This window comes from Ectopseudomonas khazarica (assembly GCF_017915135.1).
Lineage (GTDB): Bacteria > Pseudomonadota > Gammaproteobacteria > Pseudomonadales > Pseudomonadaceae > Aquipseudomonas > Aquipseudomonas khazarica.
The window spans coordinates 2868265-2885245 of record NZ_CP068551.1 but is presented as its reverse complement, the minus strand read 5'-3'; the positions used below and the strand labels follow the sequence as shown (position 1 = coordinate 2885245).

The window sequence follows — 16981 nt, the reverse complement described above, 5'->3', positions numbered from 1 at the left end:
GGGCGGGTTGATCCCGCCCTTTTTTTGCTTTTCAGGCCGTCGAAAGCGATCGTGCAGACGCTCCCGACGGTTTTCGTTGCCTGCCATCCGAGCAGGCAGCCCCCTGGTCCGTCGCTGACGGCGGCATGAATTGCTTTCGGCAGTTCTTTCGCATGCCGTTCAGCGCCATTGTGGTCTCCGTGGTCCATGCAGAGCAGTAGTGAGCTTTTCCCGGTATCTCTGATCAGCGCCGAGTTGCGTGGCGACCTCAGTGAGGACATCTACCTTCTCAAGCCCAACAACAGCCCGGACCCGAGTGTCGAGCTGGCGCTCACGCGTCTCGGGCCGGCCCGCCACGAGGGTGGCCGTGGGGTGCCCGTGGTGCTGCTGCATGGCAGCTTCTCCAACCGACGCTTCTGGTACTCGCCCAAGGGCATCGGCCTGGGCGCGCACCTGGCGCGGGCCGGTTTCGATGTGTGGATCGCCGAAATGCGCGGTCATGGCCTGTCGCCGCGCAACGAGTGCTACAGCAGCAACAGCGTGGCCCAGTACGTACGTTACGACCTGCCGGCCATCGCCGACTTCATCTTCGAGCAGAGTGGTCAGGTGCCGCACTGGATCGGTCACTCGCTGGGCGGGGTGATCCTGGCCGCCGCCTTGGGCGGTGGCTATCTCGACGAGGCACGGGCGCGCTCGGCGGCACTGTTCGGCAGTCAGATCAGTCGCATCTACTGGCCGCTTAAGATCCCGCCGGTGGAGTGGGGCAGCCGCCTGTTGTTGCGTGCCTTTCCCTACCTGTCCGGGCGGCGTCTCAAACGCGGTCCCGAGGACGAGCCCGTCGGGCTGGCGTTGGAAACCCTGCGCTGGTTGCGCCTGTTCGGGCGTTTCGCCGACGACGAGCGGGACTGGTGGGCCGGGCTTGCCGAGGTGCGCCTGCCGCTGCTCGCGGTGAGTGCCGCCGGCGACCACCAGGACCCTGCCTGGGCTTGTCGCAAGCTGCTCGAGCAGTGCTCGGCGGCGGACTCGGAGTTTCTCCTGCTGGCCAAGACGGCTGGCTTCTCCAGCGATTTCGGCCATATCGAGATGCTGGTCAGCAAGGAGGCGCAGCGCGAGGTATGGCCGCTCGCCGAATACTGGTTGCAGCACCTGCGATTGCCCGATGGCTTCGCCGAGCGAGGCGCCAGCCAGGACGCTTGAGGGGTTGCGGGCGTTTCTTCATGGCGCGCTTGACGCTAATATGTGACGCATCAGGCGCAGCCGGTCATTTTCAGGATTTGTTGCCAGTCACTCGTTCGCCGGGCGCAGCCGCATTGCGCTGAATTGTCCCGGCGAGCGCGGGTCAATGAAGGTGACCCCGGCGCCAGCCGCCCTTGCTTATCCAATGTCGAAAGGAGTTCTGTCATGCACTACGTCACCCCCGATCTGTGCGATGCGTACCCGGAGCTGGTTCAGGTGGTCGAGCCGATGTTCGCCAACTATGGCGGCCGCGATTCCTTCGGTGGCCAGATCGTCACGATCAAGTGCCACGAAGACAACTCCCTGGTGAAGGAGCAGGTCGACCTGCCTGGTCAGGGCAAGGTACTGGTGGTGGACGGTGGCGGCTCCCTGCGCCGTGCGCTGCTCGGCGACATGCTCGCCGAGAAGGCGGCCAAGAACGGCTGGGAAGGCATCGTGGTGTATGGCTGCATCCGTGACGTCGACGTGATCGCGCAGACCGATCTCGGCGTGCAGGCGCTGGCCAGCCACCCGATGAAGACCGACAAGCGCGGTATCGGCGACCTCAACGTGGCCGTGACCTTCGGTGGCGTCACCTTCAAACCGGGCGAGTATCTGTACGCCGACAACAACGGCGTCATCGTGTCGCCGCAAGCGCTGAACATGCCGGAGTGAGTGCGATGCCGGGGCCGAATGCCGCGCTGCTGCATGCCTTCGTGCTCGACGGGCAGGGCGGCGCGCGCAGCATCGAGCGCAGCCAGCTGGACAGCCTGCAACTGGCCGAGCAGGAAAGCCTCTGGCTGCACTGGGATCGTAGCCAGGAGCAGGCGCAGCGCTGGCTGCGCGAGAGCAGCGGGTTGGACGAATTCAGCTGCGACCTGCTGCTGGAGGAGAACACCAGGCCGCGCCTGCTGCCCTTGCCGGACCATGAGCTGCTGGTGTTTCTACGGGGTATCAACCGCAACCCAGGGGCCGAGCCGGAGGACATGGTCTCGGTGCGCATCTTCGCCGATGCCAGGCGCATCATTTCCCTGCGTCTGCGTCCGCTGCTGGCGACCGATGCGCTGATCGCCGATCTGCAGGCCGGCAAGGGTCCCAGAACCTCCTCCGAGCTGCTGCTGGAGCTGGCGCGCCACCTGACCAGTCGCGTCGACGATCTGGTGACCGAGCTGAGCGAGCAACTGGATGACGAGGAAGACCGTCTCGACGAAGACGAATGCTACCGCCCGGATCACGGCCTGATGCTGCAGGTGCGCCGACGCGCTGCCAGCCTGCGCCGGTTCCTGGCGCCGCAGCGTGACCTGTATGCGCAGCTGGCACGCAACAAGCAGCCGTGGTTCGTCGAGGACGACGATGACTACTGGAACGAGCTCAACAACAGGCTGACGCGCTACCTGGAGGAGCTGGAGCTGATCCGTGAGCGGGTCGGCCTGGTGCTCGAGGCGGAAAGCAGCCGGCTTGGCGAACGCATGAATCGGATCATGTACCGCTTCACGGTGATTACCGGCCTGTTCCTGCCGCTGAGCTTCCTGACCGGGCTGCTGGGCATCAACGTCGGCGGCATTCCCGGGGCTGACAATCCCACCGGTTTCTTCGTCGCCTGCGGCCTGATGCTGCTGCTGGCGGTGGGGCAGTTGTTGCTTTTCCGCCGCTGGCGCTGGCTGTGATGTGTGACTCATTGCCCGGCCATGACGTCTAGCCGTGACATCCCGTGAGGTGCGCATGCACGATCCATTTGAAGAATCTCTACGCGATTTGCTCAAGTCCTCGCCGTCCAGCCATGACGACGATGCCTGTCTGCACCGGGTTCTCAAGACCGCCAACCGGCAAGTCGGTGCGGGCGATCTGTTCAGCCTGATGGGGCACTGGGCACAGGCCTTGATGATCGCCCTGAACAACGGTTCGGCGCATGTGGCGCCGGTTTCGCGCCGTACCCAATCCTCTGCTGCTGCTGATAAGGCTGATTGAAATGGAACTCGACCCCTGGACCCAAAGCCTGATTTCCGCGATGACCGCACTCTGGACCAAGGTTGCCGGCTTCATTCCCAACCTGTTCGTTGCGCTGGTGCTGGTGCTGCTCGGCTTCGTCGTCGCCAAGCTGCTCGATACCCTGCTGTCCAAGCTGCTGGGCAAGGTCGGCCTTGATCGCCTGATGACCGGCACTGGCCTGACCAAGATGCTGGCCCGCGTGGGCATTCACGCCTCGGTGTCGACCCTGATCGGCAAGATCGTCTACTGGTTCGTGCTGCTGATCTTCCTGGTCTCGGCCGCGGAGTCCCTCGGCCTGCAGCGGGTTTCCGCCACGCTCGACGTGCTGGCGCTGTATCTGCCCAAGGTGTTCGGTGCCGCGCTGGTGCTGCTCGCCGGCGTGCTGCTGGCGCAACTGGTCAGTAGCCTGGTACGTGGCGCCGCAGAAGGCGTGGGTCTGGAGTACGCGCACGGTCTCGGTCGCGTGGCCCAGGGCCTGGTGATCATCATCAGCATTTCCGTGGCCATCGGTCAGCTGGAAGTCAAGACCGACCTGCTCAACAACGTCATCGCCATCGTCCTGATTTCCGTCGGGCTGGCGGTTGCACTGGCCCTGGGCCTGGGTAGTCGGGATATCGCCAGCCAGATCCTGGCAGGCATTTATGTGCGCGAGTTGTACCAGGTCGGGCAACAAGTGCAGGTGGGTGATGTCGAAGGGCAGATCGAAGAGATCGGCACGGTGAAAACCACCTTGCTCACCGACAGCGGTGAGCTGGTATCCGTCGCGAATCGAGTGATGCTCGAGCAACGCGTGAACAGTCGCTGACGCCAATCTGTTATTTTATGTAGCTGCCCGGCAAGGTGTGACCTGTCGGGCACTTTTCGTCCTGACCGTCGGCCCGACCCGTTTTGAACAAAGTTCAGCCACTGCCCAAGCGCTACGACCCCCGCGAGCTCACCGATGAAGAGCTGGTGACGCGCGCCCATGACGAGCTGTTTCACATCACGCGTGCTTACGAAGAGCTGATGCGTCGCTACCAGCGCACGTTATTCAATGTGTGCGCACGTTATTTAGGGAACGAAAGGGACGCTGATGATGTCTGTCAGGAAGTCATGCTTAAAGTGCTCTATGGCCTGAAGAACTTCGAAGGCAAGTCCAAGTTCAAGACCTGGCTGTACAGCATTACCTACAACGAGTGCATTACGCAGTATCGAAAAGAGCGGCGTAAGCGTCGATTGATTGACGCCTTAAGTTTGGACCCACTTGAAGAAGCGTCCGACGAAAAGACTCCCAAGGTCGAGGAGCGAGGCGGTCTGGACCGCTGGCTGGTCCATGTCAATCCGATCGACCGAGAGATTCTCGTGTTGCGTTTTGTTGCAGAACTCGAGTTTCAAGAGATTGCAGACATCATGCACATGGGCTTGAGCGCGACGAAGATGCGCTACAAGCGAGCATTGGATCGGTTGCGGGATAAATTTTCGGAAACTTCCGAAACTTAGTTCAGCTTTCCGACCACTAAGGGGATGGCGAGACCTGATAAAATCGCCGCCAAGTTGCCGACTGATTTACCTGGCAACTGACTAACCACCAAGATGGGGATTTAACGGATGAAAGTAAAAAACACCTTGGGCGTTGTGATTGGCTCTATCGTTGCCGCAACTTCCTTCGGCGCGCTGGCGCAAGGCCAAGGCGCTGTCGAGGTGGAGGGTTTCGTCAATCGCTACTTCGCCGACTCTCAGCGTGACTTCGCTCACGACGAAGGCAACCTGTTCGGCGGCAGCATCGGCTACTACCTGACCGACGACGTCGAGCTGGCACTGTCCTATGGCGAGTACCACGACCTGCGTGGCGAAGGTTCTGCCGGTAGCAAGAACATCAAGGGCAACCTGACCGACCTGAAGGCCATCTACCACTTCGGCCAGCCGACTGCCGGTCTGCGTCCGTACGTGTCTGCCGGTTTCGGCCATCAGAGCATCGGCGACGCCAACGGCAGTGGTCGTAACCACTCCACCCTGGCTATCGCAGGCGCTGGCGCCAAGTACTACTTCACCGAGATGTTCTATGCCCGCGCTGGCGTGGACGCTCTGTACAACATCGACCAGGGCGACACCGAGTGGCAAGCCGGCGTCGGTGTGGGTCTGAACTTCGGTGGTGGCAGCAAGCCGGCTCCGGCTCCGGTCGTCGCCGCTGTCGAGCCGACTCCCGAGCCTGCTCCGGAACCGGCCATGGAAACCGTTCGTGTCGAGCTGGACGTCAAGTTCGACTTCGACAAGGACCGCGTGAAAGAAGAAAGCTACGGTGACATCAAGAACCTGGCTGACTTCATGAACCAGTACCCGCAGACCACCACCACCGTTGAAGGTCACACCGACTCCGTCGGTAGCGATGCTTACAACCAGGGGCTGTCCGAGCGTCGTGCCAACGCCGTGCGTAACGTGCTGGTCAACCAGTACGGTGTGGACGGTGAGCGCGTGAACGCTGTTGGCTACGGCGAGACTCGCCCGGTTGCCGACAACGCCAGCGACTCCGGCCGCGCCATCAACCGTCGCGTTGAAGCCGAAGTGGAAGCCCAGATCAAGCAGTAATGCATCTGGCGCTCTGAGAAAACCCGGCTTCGGCCGGGTTTTTCTTTTTCTGCGCGCTCATCCGTGCGCCAGCTGCGCAAGATCCAGCGTGGCGCGTTGTTGCACGACCTCGCCGATGACCAGGATCGCCGGGCTCTTCAGGGCGAAGGCTGCCGCATCGTCGAGCATGCTGGTGAGGCGGCTGCGGCATTCGCGCTGCTGTGGCAACGAGGCGCTCTCGATCATCGCCACCGGTATCTCGCTCGGCATGCCGCCGGCGAGCAGTCCCGTGCGGATGTCCGCCAGTTTCGCCACGCCCATGTAGATCACCAGCGTCGTGCCGCTCTGCGCCAGCGCGGCCCAGTTCAATGCGCTGTCGTCCTGGGTGTGGGCGGTCAGCAGGGTCACGCCACGGGCCGTGCCACGCAGGGTCAGGGGGATGCCGCAGCTGGTTGCGCCTGCCAGGCCGGCGGTGATGCCGTTGACGATCTCCACCTCGATGCCTCGTGCGGCCAGCCAGTCCGCTTCTTCGCTGCCGCGGCCGAAGATGCACGGGTCGCCACCTTTCAGGCGTACCACGCATTTGCCCTGGCGGGCGTAGCGCAGCATCAGGCGATGAATGAAGGTCTGTGGCGTGGAACGGCATCCGCCACGCTTGCCCACCGGGATGATGCGCGCTGCGTGGCTGTGTTCGAGCACGGCCGGGTTGACCAGATCGTCGATCAGGACGATCTCGGCCTGCCGCAGTGCCTTGACCGCCTTGAGGGTGAGCAGCTCCGGGTCACCGGGGCCTGCGCCTACCAGCCAGACTTTTGCACTCATGTCAGGTTCCTCACAGGGTTTGCGCAACTGGCCGGGTGGCCAGCAGGCGCTTGATTTCGGGGACGCAGGAGCCGCAGCTGGTGCCGCAACCGAGCGTCTGCTTCAGGTCGGCCAGGTCGAGACCCTTGGCAATGCCGGCGCGGACCTTGGCCTCGCTGACGTTCAGGCAATTGCACAGGACCTTGCTGGGCGCTGCGCCGACGTTGCCGGGTGGCGCCGACAGGGGGGCGAGCAGCCAGCGCTGCTGGTCGCCTGTGAGTCGTCCGTCCTGCCACACGCTGCGTAGCCACTGGCCGGCGAGCGTTTCGCCGGCCAGTCGGAAACCGCTGATTCGGCCTTCGTCCAGGCGTACGCGCTTGCTGATGGATCGGCTCGGATCGTCATAGGCCAGGATCGGTCCGCTGCTGAGCTGCAGCAGCTGATCGATCCGCTCGAGCAGCTCCGAGGCAGGAGGCTCGGCACTGGCTGCACGGATCAGCAGTGCCGGTCGTTCGCGGCCGGTCGGTACCAGGCTGGCGTAGGCGAACGCCTCGAACAGCGGGCGCAGGGCCTGCAAGCGGCTCTGCACCTCGCCCTCGACCAGCGCGACGAGGCGCCAGGGCAGCTGGGCCTTGCTGACTTCGACGCTGGCATGCTTGAGCTCGGGCTGCCTGGACAGCGGATCGACGGCGGGCAGGGTCAGTGCGTTGCTCCCCAGTCCCTTGAGAAAGCGCTTGCCCCAGTGCATGGGCAGCCAGGCCTGGCCAGGTCGCAGGGCATCGTCTGCCTGCACCGGCAGGATCAGGCTGCCGCGGCGGCTGCTCAGTGTGATCAGGTCGCCGTCCTGCAGCTGGCGGCGCTGCAGATCCTCGGGGTGCAGGCTCAGTGTCGCGGCTTCGACATGGCCGAACAGGCGGGAGGCCGTGCTGGTGCGGCTCATGCCGTGCCACTGGTCGCGCAGGCGCCCGCTATTGAGGATCAGCGGGTAGTCGGGGGTGCAGGGCTCCTGGGGCGCCAGGTAGGGATCGGCATGGAAGCGGGCGCGGCCGGAGTCGTGCGGAAAGCGTCCATCCGTGTAGAGGCGCATGGTGCCTTGATCAGCGCCGGGCGGAAATGGCCACTGCTGCGGGCCCAGTTCGTCCAGGCGTGCGTAGCTCAGCCCGGACAGGTCGAGGTCGCGCCCTCGGGTCAGTGATTTGTATTCCTCGAACAAGGCCTCGGCGCTGCTGAAGTCGAACAGGCTGGGGCGTTCGGGGTGCAGGCGCTTCTCCAGGCGTCGGGCGAAGTCGCAGGTGATCGACCAGTCGGCGCGAGCCTGGCCCGGGGCCGGCACGGCAGGGCGTACATGGCTGACGCGGCGCTCGGAATTGGTCACCGTGCCTTCCTTCTCGCCCCAGCTGGCGGCGGGCAGCAGCAGGTCGGCATGCTCGCATGTCTCGGTGTGGCGAAAGGCTTCCTGGACCACCACGAACGGGCAGGCGGCCAGGGCCTCGTGCACCCTGCGCTGGTTGGGCAGCGACTGGGCCGGGTTGGTGCAGGCGATCCACAGCGCCTTGATGCGCCCGGCGTGCAACGCATCGAACAGCTCGATGGCAGGCAGGCCCGCAGTGCTCGGCAGCTGTTCGATGCCCCAGTAGGCGGCCACTTCGGCGCGGTGCTCGGGGTTGGCCGCATCGCGGTGTCCCGGCAGCAGGTTGCTCAGGCTACCGGTCTCACGGCCGCCCATGGCATTCGGCTGGCCGGTGAGGGAGAAGGGCCCGGCACCGGTCTTGCCGATCTGCCCGGTGGCCAGGTGCAGGTTGATCAGTGCGCTGTTCTTGGCGCTGCCGGCGCTGGACTGGTTCAGCCCCATGCACCACAGCGAGAGGAAGCTCGGCGACTGGCCGATCCAGCGCGCGCAGGTGAGCAGGTCGTCGCGGCTGATCTGGCAGAGCTCCGCGACCCTGGCCGGCGGATAGTCGTGTACATGTCGCTCCAGGGCGGCGAAGCCTTCGGTATGCGCGTCGATGAAGTGCCGATCGATCCAGCCTTCCTGCAGCAGCACATGGAGGATGCCGTGAAACAGCGCGACGTCGCTGCCCGGCTGCAGCGCCAGGTGCAGGTCGGCCAGCTCGCAGGTCTCGGTACGCCGGGGGTCGACGACGATGATCTTCATCTGTGGGCGTCTGGCCTTGGCCTCCTCCAGGCGACGGAACAGCACGGGATGGGCGTAGGCCATGTTGGAGCCGGCGATCAGCAGGCAGTCGCTCTGCTCGATGTCGCTGTAGGAGCAGGGCGGTGCATCGCTGCCGAGGCTGCGCTTGTAGCCGACGACGGCAGAACTCATGCACAGGCGCGAGTTGGAGTCGATGTTGTGGGTGCCGACCACGGCGCGGGCCAGCTTGTTGAAGGCGTAGTAGTCCTCGGTGAGCAACTGCCCGGATATGTAGAATGCGACGCTGTCGGGGCCGTGCTGGCGGATGGTCTCGGCGAATACCGTGGCGGCATGATCCAGCGCGCTGTCCCAGTCCGTGCGCGAGCGCGCCAGGCTCTTGCCCAGGCGCAGCTCGGGGTAGAGTGCGCGGGCATCGAGGTCGCCGGTCAGGTGCAGGGTCGAGCCCTTGCTGCACAGCCGACCGTAGTTGGCGGGATGCTCCGGATCACCGCTGACGCCGAGAATCCGTGCGCCGTCGTGTTCGATCAGTACCCCGCAGCCGACGCCGCAGTAGCAGCAGGTGGAGGCGGTGACGTGATGGCTGGTCATTGCTGACACTCCTTGCGGGCGGCCGCCGGGCCGCTCAGGCGCATTGCCTGGTGGGCTCGCGGGTCTGGCTGTGGGCGGACTGGCTGCGTGTCGCGAGTTCACCGAACATCAGTGCGTCGCGGAGCTCGCCGATGTGGCGTTTCTCGTGGATCAGCCGCAGATACCAGGCGCTATCGGCGGTGTCGCCGTACAGGCAGGCGCCGACCAGCAGGTCATCCTCGATCACCAGTTTCTTGTAGATGCCGTTGAGCGGGTCGCGGAGCGTGATGCTCTCGGTGCCTGGTGCGCCCATGAAGTCGCCGGCCGAGAACAGCTCGATGCCGGTGACCTTGAGCCGGGTGGCTGTCACGGAGCCCGGGTAGCGCGCGAAACCCAGCTGTGCCAGGTGATTGGCGCAGACCCTGGCCTGTTCGTAGAGCGGTGCCACCAGGCCATAGGCGACGCCGCGATGAGCCGCGCATTCACCGATGGCGTAGATGCGCGGGTCGTAGGTCTGCAGCGTGTCGTCGACGACGATGCCGCGATTGCAGGCAAGGCCGGCGCTCTGCGCCAGTTCGATGTTGGGGCGGATGCCGGCAGCCATCACCACCAGGTCGGCGGGGATTTCCTGGCCATCCGCGAGCTTCACGGCGCGCACGCGGCCGGCGCCGTTGTCCAGCAGCTCGGCGGTCTGCCTGCCCAGCAGCAGATTCAGCCCTCGCGCCTGCAGCGACGCCTGCAGCAGCGCTGCGGCGCTTCGATCCAGCTGACGATCCAGCAGCCATTCGCCGATGTGCACCACACTCGTTTGCATGCCGCGCAGCTTGAGGCCATTGGCGGCCTCGAGGCCGAGCAGGCCGCCACCGATGACCACGGCATGTCGATGGGTCCTGGCGGTGTCCATCATCATGCGTGCATCGGCCATGTCGCGGTAACCGATGACCCCTTCGAGCCGGTTGCCAGGGATCGGCAGCATGAACGGGCTGGAGCCGGTGGCGATCAGCAGGCGGTCGTAGGGCGCCTGGCTGCCGTCATCGGCCACTACCCGGCGTGCCTGGCGATCGATCTTCACCACTTTGCGCCCCAGTTGCAGGCGGACGCCGTTCTTCGCATACCAGTCGAGGTCATTGAGAATGATGTCCTCGAAGCCCTGCTCGCCCGCCAGCACCGGCGACAGCAGGATGCGGTTGTAGTTGGGCCGAGGTTCGGCACCGAACACGGTGATGTCATACAGCCCCGGCGCCAGCTTGAGCAGCTCCTCGAGGGTGCGTACACCTGCCATGCCGTTGCCGATCATCACCAGCTTGAGTCTTTCCACGCCGGTTCTCCCGAATGCGCCATCACGTAACGCTGGCTGCCCATCGGGCGTGCCAGGGTAAGCAACTTGCCGGGAGCGGTTTGCCGCTCGCCGGGCTTGGAAGGTCGCCGCCAGGAATGACAGGCAACAAAAAAGGCGTCCCGCTAGTTACCTAGCGAGGACGCCTTTGTCCAAGTCCCGAGTCTCCGGGAAGTGCGGCGCTCTTCGTTGAGCGTCGCGCTTTGATCAAGTTGTGCCTTCAGTAATGCAGCGCTTGTGCCAAGTCGCCCGAGCCGCTGCTGTCGGGCGTTTCAGGGCAGGGTGGTGGCTCGCCTCGTGGCGCGGGTGCACTGTTTCAACGCCGGATGCGCTGATCTGGTGCGCGGCGCCGTCGGCTTCAGCGAATGGAATCGATCTGGCGCGCCGGACTTGCCAGTGCTGCGACGACTCCGCAGAACGCACTCGCCGATGCCGAAGTGGCGTGCGTAGGCAGGGGCAGTGCGAGCAGGGACCAGGCCGAGAGGCTGGCGATCAGAGCCGTGCGTTGAGCGCGCTTGCGTATGGCTGGCATTGCGGTTCCTCCCAAGGTCAGCCTGGCATGCTGCCGATTCGTCGATGAACCTAGCATGACAGGCTGTTTATCGTTATGCCCTAAGGCGTAGCAGAGGATTCAGCAACTGTCACGCCAACAGGTCAGTTATCCGACCACACGATTGACCTTAGGGAACTTGGCGCCGAATTCCTGCGGCATCTGCACGACCTTCGACTGACGGTAATCGAAGAACACGAAGCCGGACTTGGCCATGGCCACCAGCGTGCCGTCGGCAGGGCGGGTGATGCGAAAGGTGATATCGCCGCCGTACTTGTTGAAGTCCATGACGCCCACTTCGAACAGCAACTGGTCGCGTGCATGCGCCTCGGCGCGGTAGGTCGTCGCCAGGTCGGTGACGATGATGCCCACGCCATTGCCGTCGCTCTCGCGGATGCCGAATTCGAACAGGAAGCGTGCACGGGCCTCGGAAATCATCGAGATCATCGAGTCATTGCCCAGGTGGTTGGCGCCGTTGATGTCGGTAACGCGAACGGTGAGATGGGTGCTGTAGCAGTACTGGTCTTCGGGAAAATCGAGGGTCAGGCGCGCCATGATCGTGTCACTGTCGGGGAAAGTGGCGATTGTAAGCGCCTGGCCAGCTCATCGGTGCAAGCTGTTGAGGTGGTAGAAGGTCACACGACCGCCTTCGCTGTCCGGCCCCGAGTTGTCCTGGATATAGGCGCCTGCCTTGAAGTAGAGGTACTGGGTGTCCCAGCTGCTGCTCAACTGGCGGTAGTAGGAGCCAGCATCGCCGTCCTTGCTGGACACGCTGATACCGATGCGCCCGCTGGGGGTGACGCGCAGGTCGTAGCCAAAGCGCTCGCCCAGCTGCACGTTCTCGGCCAGCAGGATGTTCTTCACTTCACTGTCGCCCGGCCGGGCGCGCAGCAGCAGTTCGATGCGGCCGACACCGCGAAGGTAGTGATACTGCAGCTTGAGCAGCGGATCGTTCTGGCTGCCGGGTACGTCCGTGCTGTGGATCTGCCCGATCACCACCTTGTTGCGACTCGGCACCTGGTCGACCTGCAGCACCGCGCTCAGGTAGCTGTCCGAACTGGCGTGCAGCCAGTTGTCGAGGCTGCCGTCGCGCAGGGTCTCGCGCAGCTCGCTACGCGGGTAGCGGGCATCGGCCGTGCGTGAGCCGGTCACCGGTACCCAGAAGGTCACGCTGCCGTCGGCGTTGCGCCGGAAGTAGCGGCTCTCGTAGCCATTGTTCAGGCGCTCGGTGCTGATGGTGGTCGGCGTCGGGTCGGTGGGAATCGACAGGTTCCAGGTGGTGAGATCTAGCACGGGACTCTCTGCTCGTCGGTTGAAGGCACTTCTTCGTCCCCCTCACGGGCCAGAGGTTCAACCGCGCCGACCCTCGAGCCGGCGCGGCAGAGCCACGTCAGGCCGCAGGGCGCTGCTGACGCTGGTAGAGGAATTCCAGTACCGCGGCCCGGTAGGCGTGGTACTGGCTGTCGTGCGCCAGCGCCATGCGCTGCCGAGGCCGCTCGAGATCGACCTGGAGGATTTCACCGACGGTGGCCGCCGGGCCGTTGCTCATCATCACGATGCGGTCGGACAGCAGCACGGCTTCGTCCACGTCGTGGGTGATCATGATCACCGTGTTGCCCAGTTCGGCGTGAATCTCCATCAGCGAATCCTGCAGGTGCGCGCGGGTGAGGGCGTCGAGCGCTCCGAACGGCTCGTCCATCAGCAGCACCTTGGGTTGCATGGCCAGGGCGCGCGCGATGCCGATGCGCTGCTTCATGCCGCCGGATATCTCGCCGGGGCGTTTGTCGCGCGCGTGCGTCATGTGCACCAGGGCCAGGTTGTGTTCGATCCAGTCACGCATTTCCGCGCGCGTCTTCTGCCTGCGAAATACCTGGCGTACGGCCAGTTCGACGTTCTCGTAACAGGTCAGCCAGGGCAGCAGGCTATGGTTCTGGAACACCACGGCGCGTTCGGGGCCGGGTTCGTTGACTTCCCGGCCATCGAGGATGATGCCGCCGGCCGTGGCCTGATGAAGCCCGGCGACGATGTTCAACACGGTGGACTTGCCGCAACCGGAATGGCCGATCAGCGAGACGAACTCGCCTTTGGCGATCTTCAGATTGACGTTCTGCAGGGCGCGGAACAGGCCTTTATCGGTGGGGAAATCGATGCCGACATTGGTCAGTTCGAGGTGGGCGTGGCTCATGGCGGTTCTCCTGGGTCAGCGCAGTACGGCATTCTTGTCCCAGCTGAACAGGCGCTGGAGCAGAAGCATCAGACGGTCGAGGGCAAAGCCGATCAGGCCGATGACGATCACCGCCACCATGATCCGCCCGAGTGAATTGGAGCTGCCGTTCTGGAACTCGTCCCAGATGAATTTGCCCAGCCCCGGGTTCTGCGCGAGCATCTCGGCGGCGATCAGCACCATCCAGCCAGTGGCGAGCGACAGGCGCAGACCGGTGAAGATCATCGGCAGCGCCGCTGGCAGAACGATGCGCCGCACATGGCTGAGCGGCGACAGACGCAGCACCTTGCTGACGTTGTTGAGGTCCTTGTCGATGCCGGCCACGCCCACGGTGGTGTTGATCACCGTTGGCCACAGGCAGCACAGCGCCACGGTGAGGGCCGAGGTCAGGAACGACTTGGCGAACAGCGGATCGTCACTGACATACAAGGCGCTGACCAGCATGGTCACCAACGGCAGCCAGGCCAGTGGCGATACCGGCTTGAACACCTGGATCAGCGGGTTGAGCGCGCTGTACAGCGATTTGCTGAGGCCGCAGACGATGCCCAGGGGGATGGCCACCAGCGAGGCGATGACGAACCCGGCCGCCACGGTATAGAGACTGGTGAAGATCTGCTGGATGAAGGTCGGCTTGCCGGTGTAGGGGCGGATCTTCACCTCGGCGGCCGGATTGCTGGCCAGCAGCCTGGCGTTGCGTTCGTCCTGGCGCTGGTAGAACGCGGCGGCCTTCTCCTGCTCGCGCTGATGGGCGGCGATCAGCCCGGAGAACTGCTCGCTGACCTGCAACGGGCCGGGAAACTGGCCCAGGCTGGTCTGGATGTGATTGGCCAGCCCCTGCCAGCACAGCAGGAACAGGGCGATGCCCAGTGCCGGCAGGATCAGGCTGCTGGCCAGGCGCTTGAGCAAGACGCTGTGACGCGCCGTCTTGAGGGTCTGCTGAATCGGAGTGGCGACGTTCGGGTTGCTCATCGTCCTGTCCTCGGGTCGGTTGAGGCCGCGACCAGGCGCGGCCGCTGGTGCCTTAGAGCGTGCGGTCGCCTTTCAGGCCGATGCTGAACTGCTGCAGGTAGGCGTTGGGCTGATGGCCGTCGTAGACCACGCCGTCGATGGTGTCGGCCAGCGGTTCACGGAAGCCATCCTCGTCGGCCGGCGGGAAATCGCTGGCCTGCGCGTGGCCTTCGGCGACCAGCTCGGCAGCGGCCTGGCGATAGATCTCCGGGAGGAACACGCGCTTGGCCGTTTGCACGTACCAGTCGTCCGGCTTGGCGTCGGCAATCTGCCCCCAGCGACGCATCTGCGTCAGGTACCAGATGGCGTCGGAGTAGTAGGGGTAGGTGGCGTGGTAGCGGAAGAACACGTTGAAGTCCGGAACCTCGCGCTTGTCGCCTTTCTCGAACTCGAAGGTGCCGGTCATCGAGTTGGCGATGACCTTGGCATCGGCGCCGACGTACTCTGGACGCGAGAGAATCTCCACCGCCTCGGCGCGATTGGCGTTGCCGTCCGCATCCAGCCATTTGCCGGCGCGGATCAGCGCCTTGATCAGGCGCTTGTGAGTCTCCGGATTGGCTTGCGCCCAGCTGCGCGAGACGCCGAAGACCTTCTCCGACATGTTCCTGCGAATCGCGTAGTCGGCCACCACCGGCACGCCGATACCCTTGAACACGGCTGCCTGGTTCCAGGGCTCGCCGACGCTGTAACCGCTGATGGTGCCGGCTTCGAGTGTCGCCGGCATCTGCGGCGGCGGCGTCACCGAGAGCAGTGCCTGGGCATCGATCTGGCCGCTGATGTCGCCCTTGTTCGGGGCGTAGTAACCGGGGTTGATACCGCCAGCCGCGAGCCAGTAGCGCAACTCGTAGTTGTGCGTCGACACCGGAAACACCATGCCCAGGTTGAAGGGCTTGCCGGCGGCGGCGTACTGCTCGATCACCGGCTTGAGCGCGTCGGCCTTGATCGGGTGCACGGGTTTGCCATCGGCCATTGGCACCTGTGGCTTCATTGCCTGCCAGACCTCGTTGGAAACCGTGATGGCATTGCCATTGAGGTCCATGGTAAAGGCCGTGACCACATCCGCCTTGGTGCCGAAGCCGATGGTGGCCCCCAGTGGCTGGCCGGAGAGCATGTGCGCGCCGTCCAGTTCACCGTCGATCACCCGGTCCAGCAACACCTTCCAGTTGGCCTGCGCCTCGAGCGTGACATACAGCCCTTCGTCCTCGAAGTAGCCCTTCTCGTAGGCAATGGCCAGTGGCGCCATGTCGGTGAGCTTGATGAACCCCAGTTTCAGTTCGGCTTTCTCCGGTTCAGCGGCGTGCAGCAACGGCGCGCTCAGCAGACTCAGGGCAAGACCCAGCGAAGACAGGCGGCGGGGCGATAGGCGATGGAGCATGGCATTTCCTCGACTGACAGAAACGAAAAAAGACGTCGCAGACAACCTGCTGCCGATGGCAACGAGGAGTCTTTGACGTCTTTGTCGGTGTGCCCGAATCGCCGCCGTTGGCGATCTGGAGCGTGGTCAGGGTTTCCTTAGCAAGGCCTTTGCCAGCTTTCGCCGTGACTGCCCTGGGATACGGATAAATCCATATCTTTCAAGGACCTGGCTCTTCAGTGGCGGCTCCGTCAGGGTGCTCGTTCCTGCTGCGGACTGCCCAAAGACTGTGCAGCAGGATGATCGCTGGCCGATTTCGGAGCGTGGCGCGCGCCTCAGTGACAGGACTGCTGTTGTTTCAACTCGACGAAGTCACGCAGCCAGTGCAGCACCTCGACGGCCTCCCAGCGGGCGGGGTCGAAGAGCGCATAGGCTAGGCCCTGGTAACCGACCACATCGAGCTGGCGGTGATAACCGGCACGCTGCAGCAGGGCTTCGATTTCGGCGAAGCAGGTATTGAAGTGCTGACGATTGAAGGGCGTGCGGTTCTCCGTGACGATGCCTTCGAGCAACAGCTCATCGACCATGTCGCGTACGCGTTCCAGCGGCATGCGGTTCACTCGGTGTTTCAGCTGTAGTACGTCCAGCATGGTGGCGCTCCTGTGCAGTCGATCGTTTACCTGCCCAATAGGGTAATCGAAAAATACTGTACAAATAAACAGTATTGGGTGATAGTGGCCTCATTCCGGCGACGACAACCTGCTCACTCTGCGAAGCGAGCACCTTGCAAGGGGTATTGGCAATGCAACAGATGCTGATGACGATTGTGCTATTGGTCCTGCTGAGCGGATGCGCCCAACCTCAGGTCGAACGGCCCCAGGCCAATGGCGCTTACCTGGTCATAGAGGGCGAGCAGGCCTGGGCGGTGCTGGTGTCCAATGGCCGCCGGGTCGAAGAGGCGGGCAGGGTGCTGGATGTGGTCCGTCTGCCGAGCCCCCACTCCAATATCGCGGCCAGTTATGTCATCGAAACGCCCAACTGCGGCAAGCTGCAGTGGTTGACCGAGCGGCACGGCATGGCGGAAGGCGATACGACCTTGCTGCCCGCAGCGTTCAACGAGCAGTTGAGCAATCCTGACTGCGTGCTGGCGCAGGGTTTGAGCCGCGCCTGGACCGCACTGGATTACTCCAGCTGAGCAGGGCGCCTCGATCAGGGCACAAAAAAACGCCGCGACTATAGAAGTCGCGGCGTTTTCTTTT

The 16981-nt window shown here is 64.0% G+C and carries 16 protein-coding genes and 1 pseudogene; 8 read left to right on the top strand and 9 right to left on the bottom strand.

Translation table 11 applies throughout. The annotated features are described in order from the left end of the window. Positions 1 to 186 precede the first annotated feature (186 nt). The 7 genes from JLK41_RS13790 to JLK41_RS13760 all read left to right on the top strand — a co-directional run bounded on the left by JLK41_RS13790 (position 187) and on the right by JLK41_RS13760 (position 5748). On the top strand, positions 187 to 1176 hold the full coding sequence (locus JLK41_RS13790; protein WP_210389154.1) for an alpha/beta fold hydrolase: 990 nt from the start codon (positions 187 to 189) through the stop codon (positions 1174 to 1176). A gap of 204 nt (positions 1177 to 1380) precedes the next feature. After that, complete coding sequence (gene rraA / locus JLK41_RS13785) at positions 1381 to 1869, top strand: ribonuclease E activity regulator RraA (protein WP_037047675.1); 489 nt, start codon at positions 1381 to 1383, stop codon at positions 1867 to 1869. Positions 1870 to 1874: 5 nt separating this feature from the next. Then, positions 1875 to 2861, top strand: a complete 987-nt coding sequence (locus tag JLK41_RS13780) for a zinc transporter ZntB (RefSeq protein ID WP_150609783.1) — start codon at positions 1875 to 1877, stop codon at positions 2859 to 2861. Between the two features lie 55 nt (positions 2862 to 2916). Next, a complete protein-coding gene (locus tag JLK41_RS13775; protein ID WP_047593145.1) occupies positions 2917 to 3162 on the top strand; it encodes a hypothetical protein in 246 nt (81 codons plus the stop codon). Between the two features lies 1 nt (position 3163). Then, entirely contained in the window at positions 3164 to 3988 is an 825-nt protein-coding gene (locus JLK41_RS13770; RefSeq protein WP_037047666.1) for a mechanosensitive ion channel family protein, read from the top strand. Positions 3989 to 4071: 83 nt separating this feature from the next. Beyond that, positions 4072 to 4662: an RNA polymerase sigma factor SigX gene (gene sigX, locus JLK41_RS13765; protein ID WP_037047663.1), complete on the top strand. Its 591-nt coding sequence runs from the start codon at positions 4072 to 4074 to the stop codon at positions 4660 to 4662. A 108-nt stretch (positions 4663 to 4770) separates the two neighbouring features. Further along, positions 4771 to 5748: an OmpA family protein gene (locus JLK41_RS13760; RefSeq protein ID WP_037047661.1), complete on the top strand. Its 978-nt coding sequence runs from the start codon at positions 4771 to 4773 to the stop codon at positions 5746 to 5748. A 57-nt stretch (positions 5749 to 5805) separates the two neighbouring features. On the opposite strand, the gene cobA is transcribed toward JLK41_RS13760, so the two are convergent. The 9 genes and pseudogenes from cobA to JLK41_RS13715 form a co-directional block, all read right to left on the bottom strand. Beyond that, positions 5806 to 6549, bottom strand: coding sequence for a uroporphyrinogen-III C-methyltransferase (gene cobA / locus JLK41_RS13755; RefSeq protein ID WP_210389153.1), 744 nt, complete (start codon positions 6547 to 6549; stop codon positions 5806 to 5808). Positions 6550 to 6559: 10 nt separating this feature from the next. Beyond that, positions 6560 to 9271: a nitrate reductase gene (locus JLK41_RS13750; protein ID WP_210389152.1), complete on the bottom strand. Its 2712-nt coding sequence runs from the start codon at positions 9269 to 9271 to the stop codon at positions 6560 to 6562. Between the two features lie 91 nt (positions 9272 to 9362). Continuing rightward, positions 9363 to 10568, bottom strand: a pseudogene (locus tag JLK41_RS13745) (NAD(P)/FAD-dependent oxidoreductase); the annotation flags it as partial. A gap of 676 nt (positions 10569 to 11244) precedes the next feature. Beyond that, on the bottom strand, positions 11245 to 11691 hold the full coding sequence (locus JLK41_RS13740; protein ID WP_037047655.1) for a thioesterase family protein: 447 nt from the start codon (positions 11689 to 11691) through the stop codon (positions 11245 to 11247). Positions 11692 to 11739: 48 nt separating this feature from the next. Beyond that, positions 11740 to 12429 (bottom strand): polysaccharide lyase family 7 protein, encoded by a 690-nt coding sequence (locus JLK41_RS13735; RefSeq protein ID WP_210389150.1) that lies wholly within the window; start codon positions 12427 to 12429, stop codon positions 11740 to 11742. 97 nt (positions 12430 to 12526) lie between these two features. Continuing rightward, positions 12527 to 13321, bottom strand: a complete 795-nt coding sequence (locus JLK41_RS13730; RefSeq protein WP_037047650.1) for an ABC transporter ATP-binding protein — start codon at positions 13319 to 13321, stop codon at positions 12527 to 12529. A gap of 15 nt (positions 13322 to 13336) precedes the next feature. Beyond that, positions 13337 to 14329, bottom strand: a complete 993-nt coding sequence (locus JLK41_RS13725) for an ABC transporter permease (protein ID WP_210389149.1) — start codon at positions 14327 to 14329, stop codon at positions 13337 to 13339. A gap of 52 nt (positions 14330 to 14381) precedes the next feature. Beyond that, on the bottom strand, positions 14382 to 15743 hold the full coding sequence (locus JLK41_RS13720) for a CmpA/NrtA family ABC transporter substrate-binding protein (RefSeq protein WP_244976422.1): 1362 nt from the start codon (positions 15741 to 15743) through the stop codon (positions 14382 to 14384). 314 nt (positions 15744 to 16057) lie between these two features. Then, a complete protein-coding gene (locus tag JLK41_RS13715) occupies positions 16058 to 16372 on the bottom strand; it encodes a hypothetical protein (protein WP_037047631.1) in 315 nt (104 codons plus the stop codon). Positions 16373 to 16524: 152 nt separating this feature from the next. Here JLK41_RS13715 and JLK41_RS13710 point away from each other — a divergent pair, with 152 nt between their 5' ends. Next, positions 16525 to 16917, top strand: coding sequence for a hypothetical protein (locus JLK41_RS13710; RefSeq protein ID WP_037047628.1), 393 nt, complete (start codon positions 16525 to 16527; stop codon positions 16915 to 16917). Positions 16918 to 16981 lie beyond the last annotated feature (64 nt).

What these genes read in the sequence shown, in the direction of transcription:
- JLK41_RS13740 (WP_037047655.1), bottom strand. Translation starts at nt 11,691, where the DNA reads ATGGCGCGCCTGACCCTCGATTTTCCCGAAGACCAGTACTGCTACAGC.
- JLK41_RS13780 (WP_150609783.1), top strand. Translation starts at nt 1,875, where the DNA reads ATGCCGGGGCCGAATGCCGCGCTGCTGCATGCCTTCGTGCTCGACGGG.
- JLK41_RS13760 (WP_037047661.1), top strand. Translation starts at nt 4,771, where the DNA reads ATGAAAGTAAAAAACACCTTGGGCGTTGTGATTGGCTCTATCGTTGCC.
- JLK41_RS13710 (WP_037047628.1), top strand. Translation starts at nt 16,525, where the DNA reads ATGCAACAGATGCTGATGACGATTGTGCTATTGGTCCTGCTGAGCGGA.
- JLK41_RS13770 (WP_037047666.1), top strand. Translation starts at nt 3,164, where the DNA reads ATGGAACTCGACCCCTGGACCCAAAGCCTGATTTCCGCGATGACCGCA.
- JLK41_RS13725 (WP_210389149.1), bottom strand. Translation starts at nt 14,329, where the DNA reads ATGAGCAACCCGAACGTCGCCACTCCGATTCAGCAGACCCTCAAGACG.
- JLK41_RS13720 (WP_244976422.1), bottom strand. Translation starts at nt 15,743, where the DNA reads ATGCTCCATCGCCTATCGCCCCGCCGCCTGTCTTCGCTGGGTCTTGCC.
- JLK41_RS13730 (WP_037047650.1), bottom strand. Translation starts at nt 13,321, where the DNA reads ATGAGCCACGCCCACCTCGAACTGACCAATGTCGGCATCGATTTCCCC.
- rraA (WP_037047675.1), top strand. Translation starts at nt 1,381, where the DNA reads ATGCACTACGTCACCCCCGATCTGTGCGATGCGTACCCGGAGCTGGTT.
- JLK41_RS13775 (WP_047593145.1), top strand. Translation starts at nt 2,917, where the DNA reads ATGCACGATCCATTTGAAGAATCTCTACGCGATTTGCTCAAGTCCTCG.
- JLK41_RS13790 (WP_210389154.1), top strand. Translation starts at nt 187, where the DNA reads ATGCAGAGCAGTAGTGAGCTTTTCCCGGTATCTCTGATCAGCGCCGAG.
- JLK41_RS13715 (WP_037047631.1), bottom strand. Translation starts at nt 16,372, where the DNA reads ATGCTGGACGTACTACAGCTGAAACACCGAGTGAACCGCATGCCGCTG.
- cobA (WP_210389153.1), bottom strand. Translation starts at nt 6,549, where the DNA reads ATGAGTGCAAAAGTCTGGCTGGTAGGCGCAGGCCCCGGTGACCCGGAG.
- JLK41_RS13750 (WP_210389152.1), bottom strand. Translation starts at nt 9,271, where the DNA reads ATGACCAGCCATCACGTCACCGCCTCCACCTGCTGCTACTGCGGCGTC.